We start from the raw sequence: 6,094 nt of genomic DNA on the forward strand, positions 1-6,094 counted from the left end.
CACACCCATGGCGAACACGCCGGGCACGGCCCGGCGCTACCATCGGAGCCTGATCCGATGGAGACCGCGCATGCGCACGATGGCCTACCTTGTTCCTGTCCTGTTGCTGGCAGCGTGCTCGCAGCCGGCACCGCCGCCCGAACCTGCCGCCGATGCGCCTCCGCCGATGACGGGCGCGACGCCGGCCGAAGCGGCCGCCAGCACCACGCCCGATGCGGTCGCCGCGCCACAGGCTGCGGCGGAGCACGCCAAGGATGCGGCTGCGACGCCGGCCGATGCTGCCAACCCCGCAGCACCTGCGGCGGCAGACGACGCCCGCGCGCGCATCGAGACGCTACTCGGCGATGCGGCGCAGTATGAAAAAGTATTCACTGCCTTCAAGACCGCAGTGGTCGGTGGCGATCGCGCGGCGGTGGTTGAAGAAGTGCGTTTCCCGTTGAACATCAGCGGTGGCAGGAAGATCACCGGGCCCGGTGAATTCCAGCGCAACTACGAAAAGATCATCACCCCGGCGGTGGTCAAGGCGGTGTCCGCGCAGGACTTCGGCACGGTGTTCGTCAACCAGCAGGGCGTGATGATCGGCGATGGCCAGGTCTGGCTGACCGGCCAGTGCCTGGACAAGGCCTGCACGCGCACCGAGGTGAAGGTCGGCACCATCCAGTAACGAAAACGGCCCCGTATGCAGGGCCGTTCCAGATCGGTAGTGCCGGCCGCGGGCCGGCAGCCAGGGCTCCTGCAGGTGCCGGCCAGCAGCCGGCACCACCCGGCCGTCAGGCCTTCGGCGTGAGCTTCAGCAGCCGTGCCTTGCTGCCGTCTTCCAGCAGCCACAGCGCGCCGTCCGGGCCCTGTTCCACTTCGCGGATGCGCTCGCCCATGTTGAAGCGTTCGGCCTCGCGCGCGCTGTCGCCGTCGAAGGCAACCCGCACCAGCGAGGTGGACGACAGGCCACCGATGAAGGCGCTGCCCTTCCACTGCGGGAACAGGCTGCCGCTGTAGAACATCAGGCCGGCCGGGGAAATCACCGGGTTCCAGGTCACCTTCGGTGCGGCGAACTCCGGGCGGGTGTCATGGTCGGGAATCGGACGGCCGTCGTAGTGGTCGCCGTTGGACACGATCGGGTAGCCGTAGTTGGCACCGCGCACGATCAGGTTCAGCTCATCGCCGCCGGCCGGGCCCATCTCCTGCGCCCACAGCTTGCCATTGGCATCGAAGGCGATGCCCAGCACGTTGCGGTGGCCGAGCGACCACACCTGCGCGGCCACGCCGCCCTGCGAGGCGAACGGATTGTCGGCCGGCAGGCTGCCATCGTCGTTGAGGCGGATGATCTTGCCCAGGTTGCCGCTCATGTCCTGCGCAGGATCGAACTTCTGCCGTTCGCTCGAACTGATCCACAGCTTGCCGTCCGGGCCGAAGGCCAGGCGGTGGCCGTAGTGGCCTTCGCCGCTGACCTTCGGCGTCTGCCGCCAGATCACCTTCAGGTCCTTCAGCTGGCCGCCACCGCTGGCATCGAGGGCAAGCGTGGCACGGGCCACGGCCGCGCCGCGCGTGTCCAGCGTGCCTTCCTCGGCGTAGCTGACGTACACCACGCGGTTGCGGGCGAAATCCGGATGCAGGATGACGTCACCGAACCCACCCTGGCCGCCGTAGGCGACCTTCGGCACACCGGTGATTTCATGTTTCTGGCCGCTGGCCAAGTCCAGGTGCTGCAGCTTGCCGCGCTTTTCGGTGACCAGCAGGCTGCCATCGGGCAGGAAGGTCATCGCCCACGGCTGGTCGAACCGGCTGACCTCGGTGGCGGTGAAGGGGCGTTGGTCTGCGCTGGCCGCGGCGGTCGCCGGGGCCTTCTGGCCAGACGCATCAGGGCCGGCCGCGTTGCAGGCGGTGGTGGCGAGGATCGGTAGCAGGCCGAGGGCGAGCAGCAGGGGCGTGCGGGTCATGGGTATCTCCAGCGGAAGGGGATGCGGATGGCCAGGCTCTCCCTTGTATACCACCGGGGCGGTGACGGTCGTGGCCCGAAGGTCCTGCTCCCCCTGTGCGGCATGGCGCGGATCGTCTAGGGTGTTGTCGCCCGGGCAAAGCATTGCCCGCCTGTCTGCCAAGGACCTGCAATGAACGCACCCCTCATCCATCGACCCTCGCCCGCCTTCATCGCCGCCTCGTGGGTGGCCCTGCTGCTGGGCGCGGTGGCTTACCTGGTCGGCCTGTTCAATGCCGAGATGCCGCTGAACGAGAAGGGCTATTACCTGACCCTGCTGCTGTTCGGCCTGTTTGCGGCGGTATCGCTGCAGAAGAGCGTGCGCGACCGCGTCGAGGCCATTCCGGTGAGCGGCCTGTACTACGCGCTGTGCTGGTTCGCACTGCTGTCGGCGCTGTTGCTGCTGCTGGTCGGCCTGTGGAACGCCACCCTGGTGCTGAGCGAAAAGGGCTTCTACGGCATGGCGTTCGCGCTGTCGCTGTTTGGCGCGGTGGCGGTGCAGAAGAACACCCGCGACCTGATTGCCGCCAACGCGGCCGAGCCCAAGCGCGCTTCGTCGATTCCGCCGCTGCCGGAACAGGAATGACCGGCTGAGGTAGCGCCGAACGCCTGCCCGGCCCAGGCCTGCACAGCAGAAGGCGCCGAGCACGGGCTCGGCGCTACTGTGGCTGCATCAGTCAACAGCTGGATGGGTCAACCGTGGCGCGTCAGCCGCGGATCGGCTACATGGGCTTCATCCCAACCGCGGCGGACAGCGGCGCGGGCCTGATCCCATTCCAGGCGGCTCTTGCCCCGCTCCGTCGCCCAGCGGGACTGCAACTCCGCTTCGACCTGTTCGTAGGCGCGGATCACCTGATCGGCGCGGGTTTCGTTGAAGCGTGCTGCGTGGCCGATCTGATAGGCCGGCTCGTAGTCATCGAACAGCAGGCTGGCGTCGTAATACGGTTCGGCGCTGTAGCGGTCGCGCCAGTAGTCGGAAATGGCCTCGCGCGGGGTGCTGTCTTCCGGCACGCGACCGGGAATCTGGTAATCGGGGCTCATGGACAGAAGGCTCCGTAGTGGACGAAGCCTGATCGTGCCCATCGGCCGGTTAACGCGCCGGACCGGCAGCGTGATCGGCAGGTCAATCAGCAGCGGCATCCTTGCGCGGCAGCTTGTAGATCACCGCGCCAACTGCGAAGGCGACCAGTGCCGCGGCGATGTTCTGCCAGCTGGCACTGGCAAACAGGGCCACGCACAGCAGCAGGGCCAGCACCGGAATCAACGGGCCGCCGGGCAGCTTCAGCGCGCCGGGACGGTCGGCATAGCGCTTGGCCAGTACCAGCACTGCGGCGGCCGTGCCGATGTAGGCGAACAGGCGTGTGGTCATCGACAGCAGTGCCAGCTGCACGAACGACCCGGACAGCGCCAGGCCGAGGGCGATCAGGCCCTGACAGAAAATCGCCGCGGCCGGGGTACGGAAGCGCGGGTGCACCTGCGCCAGCACCTTCGGGCCGTAGCCATCGCGGGCCAGGGCGAACAGGAAGCGCGGGCCCATCATCATCGTGTTGCTGTTGGTGCCGAGGATGGAGATGGTCGCGCCCACGGTGAGGATCAGCGCCAGCGCCTCGCCGCCGAAGCTGGAGGCCGCATCGGCCAGTGGCGTGGCCGAGTTGGCCAAGCCGGGCAGCGTGCCCTGCGCCACGATCTGCACCGCCGCATAGATCACGGTGACGGTGACGATCATGGTGATCAGCGCGAACGGGATGTCGCGGCGTGGGTTGCGGTATTCACCGGCTGCGGCCGGAATGTTCTCGAACCCGGCATAGGCATACAGCAACAGCAGCGCCGCCTCGCCCATGCGCTGCAGGTCGTGCGGGTCCGGGCGCTGGCCGGAGAAGGCCAGCTGCGGGTCGATGTAGAAGGCGCCGATGGCCACGAACAACAGCAGTGGCAGCATCTTGCCGATCACCAGCACGATGCCGGTGCGGGCGGCCGAACGCACGCCGATGATGTTCACCCCGGTGAGGAAACCGAGCGAGACAACGATGATTGCGATTCGGCCCATGCCTGCGCCTGCCCACGGCCAGAACCGCGCCACAGCGTCGGCCAGCGCATTGCTGAGCGCTGCGGCCGAGCTGATGCGGGTCAGCCAGATCATCCAGCCGATCTCGAAACCGGCGAAGCGGCCGAAGGCTTCGCGCGCGTACAGGTAGCTGCCACCGGGTTCATCGAAATAGCTGGCCGCCTGCGCGTAGCACAGCACCAGCAGGGCGACGACGATGCCGGCGGCGACCACGCCCCACAGGCTGAAGGGGCCGAGCAGGGCGACCGTGGCGGCCGGCAGCAGGTAGATGCCGCTGCCGACCACATCGTTGATCGACAGGCCGACGATCTGCCAGCGGCTGACCGCGCGTTGCAGTTGGGGTTCGTCGGCGGCGCTCAACGTACGGCTCCTTCAAGCGCGGGCAGTTTCCACTGTGCTTGCAGGCGCCGGTATTCGGCCCTTGGCAACAGGACGAAGCGTGGCGTGTCCTGCGGGCGCAGCCAGTCCAGCAACGCCTGCATGCGCACCTCTGGCATCGCAGTGCAGCCAGCGGTGGCCTCGCCGGGCTGGCGCCACAGATGGGCGAAGATGCAGCTGCCCTTGCCGGGTTGGTTGTCCGGGTTGTGCGCGATCACGAAGCCTTCCCGGTAACGCACGTCGCCCTTGTTGTGCAGGTCCAGCCGCATCGGTTCGGTGGAACCGGCTATGGCGGCGCTGCCCACCTTCTTCGCATCGACGATGCGGTTGTAGAACGGCGATGCTGGCACGTCCATGCAGTAGCTGCTCTCGAGCATCGGCTGATAGGTCATTGCCGTGCCGGGCCGGGTGACGGCATAGCCGAACGCGCTGCCCAGCGCGAACACACCGGCCGGACTGCGGCCGTCGCCTTCCTGTTTCTGCGGACCGTCGTTCTGGGCAGGATGCAGGCCCAGGCCCCAGGCACTGCCGGTGCGACCCAGCGCCACCGGGAAGGCCTGGCCGTGCCTGCGCCAGTGCTTGCCGTCGCGCACGAAGGCCTGCAGCTGGCCCTGCGTGCTGTCCCAGGTCTCGCTGGTGACCACGATCAGTTGGCGAGCGTTGTCCAGCGGGGCAGCGTGGAGAGCAGCTGCGGCAACGAGCAGCAGCGCGGCAGATGCAAGGCGGGCCAGCAGCAGGTTCATCGGGCGCTCCGGTCAGGAATCCAGCAGGTGGTCGATCCGTTCCAGGTTCACCGCCAGCTGCTGCTGGCGATCTGGATTGGCGTGGCAGAGCAGCACGAACAGGAAATCGAGCAGGGCATGCATGGCGCTACGGTACAGCAGCTGCGCCACCTGCGGCGCGCGGTCGTGCGCGCACACCACCAGTGCCGCATCGGCATGCGCACGCAGCGGGTTGGCGGTGTGGCGGGTGATCGACACCACCTTGCCGCCCATGTCCTGGAACTGGCGCGACAGCTGCGAAAGCTGTGGCAACTTGCCGAACTCGGAGAACATCAGCAGCACATCGCCCGGGCGCGCGGCGGACAGGTTGGCCAGCATCAGGATCGGATCGGTATGCGGCACCACCAGCAGGCCGAGCAGCGACAGCCGCATGGCGAACTCGCGCGCGTACAGGCCGTCGTCACCGAGGCCGTACACAAACAGCTTGGGCGCGCCGTCGAGCAGCTGCACGATGCGCTCGATCTCCTCACGCGGGTTGGCCTGGCGGGTTTCTTCCTCGGCCTGGGCCTTGCTGCGGCGCAGGGCGTCGCCCAGGCGCAGGTAGTCATCGCTGATGTCCGGTTCGGCGGGCGCCTGCTGTGGGTCGGCACCGGCGCGGGCGACGTCCTCGCCGATGGAATATTTCAGGTCCGGGTAGCCCTTGAAGCCGAGCTTCTGGCTGAACTTGACCACGCTGGACTGGCTGATGCCCAGCGCGCTGGCCAGCTGCTGCGAGGAGTAGTCGCGCAGCAGGTGCGCGTTGTCGAGGATGAAGTCGGCGATGCGGCGTTCGATGGCCGACATCTGCCCGCGCTCGGTGCGGATTTTCAGCAGGGGCGGCATGCGGGGCGTCCGATGGTCGTGCGCTGGAGCATAGCGGCGCAGGGCGTCGCCCAGGCGCAGGTAGTCATCGCT

The 6,094-nt window shown here is 67.8% G+C and carries 7 protein-coding genes; 2 read left to right on the plus strand and 5 right to left on the minus strand.

What is annotated here, in order from left to right; all coding sequences use genetic code 11:
* Positions 1-70: 70 nt before the first annotated feature.
* Positions 71-664 carry a hypothetical protein gene (locus AB4Y84_RS10490; protein WP_099841784.1) on the plus strand — a complete coding sequence of 198 codons (594 nt, stop codon included), beginning with the start codon at positions 71-73 and terminating at the stop codon, positions 662-664.
* Between the two features lie 106 nt (positions 665-770).
* Here AB4Y84_RS10490 and AB4Y84_RS10495 read toward each other — a convergent pair whose 3' ends face one another.
* On the minus strand, positions 771-1,937 hold the full coding sequence (locus tag AB4Y84_RS10495) for a PQQ-dependent sugar dehydrogenase (protein ID WP_301909157.1): 1,167 nt from the start codon (positions 1,935-1,937) through the stop codon (positions 771-773).
* Between the two features lie 171 nt (positions 1,938-2,108).
* Here AB4Y84_RS10495 and yiaA point away from each other — a divergent pair, with 171 nt between their 5' ends.
* Positions 2,109-2,561 (plus strand): inner membrane protein YiaA, encoded by a 453-nt coding sequence (yiaA, locus tag AB4Y84_RS10500; RefSeq protein ID WP_025878247.1) that lies wholly within the window; start codon positions 2,109-2,111, stop codon positions 2,559-2,561.
* A 107-nt stretch (positions 2,562-2,668) separates the two neighbouring features.
* Here yiaA and AB4Y84_RS10505 read toward each other — a convergent pair whose 3' ends face one another.
* The 4 genes from AB4Y84_RS10505 to AB4Y84_RS10520 all read right to left on the minus strand — a co-directional run bounded on the left by AB4Y84_RS10505 (position 2,669) and on the right by AB4Y84_RS10520 (position 6,022).
* The gene (locus AB4Y84_RS10505) at positions 2,669-3,016 is read right to left on the minus strand and encodes a hypothetical protein (protein ID WP_025878246.1); all 348 of its coding nucleotides are present in this window, start codon (positions 3,014-3,016) and stop codon (positions 2,669-2,671) included.
* Between the two features lie 82 nt (positions 3,017-3,098).
* Entirely contained in the window at positions 3,099-4,400 is a 1,302-nt protein-coding gene (locus AB4Y84_RS10510; RefSeq protein WP_025878245.1) for an APC family permease, read from the minus strand.
* Entirely contained in the window at positions 4,397-5,161 is a 765-nt protein-coding gene (locus AB4Y84_RS10515; protein WP_312109630.1) for a L,D-transpeptidase family protein, read from the minus strand. The genes AB4Y84_RS10510 and AB4Y84_RS10515 overlap by 4 nt, the downstream gene beginning before the upstream one ends.
* 12 nt (positions 5,162-5,173) lie before the next feature.
* Entirely contained in the window at positions 5,174-6,022 is an 849-nt protein-coding gene (locus AB4Y84_RS10520; protein WP_025878243.1) for a MurR/RpiR family transcriptional regulator, read from the minus strand.
* Between the last annotated feature and the right edge of the window lie 72 nt (positions 6,023-6,094).

Origin of the sequence: Stenotrophomonas sp. 2YAF22, assembly GCF_052114665.1 — a bacterium.
GTDB lineage: Bacteria > Pseudomonadota > Gammaproteobacteria > Xanthomonadales > Xanthomonadaceae > Stenotrophomonas > Stenotrophomonas indicatrix.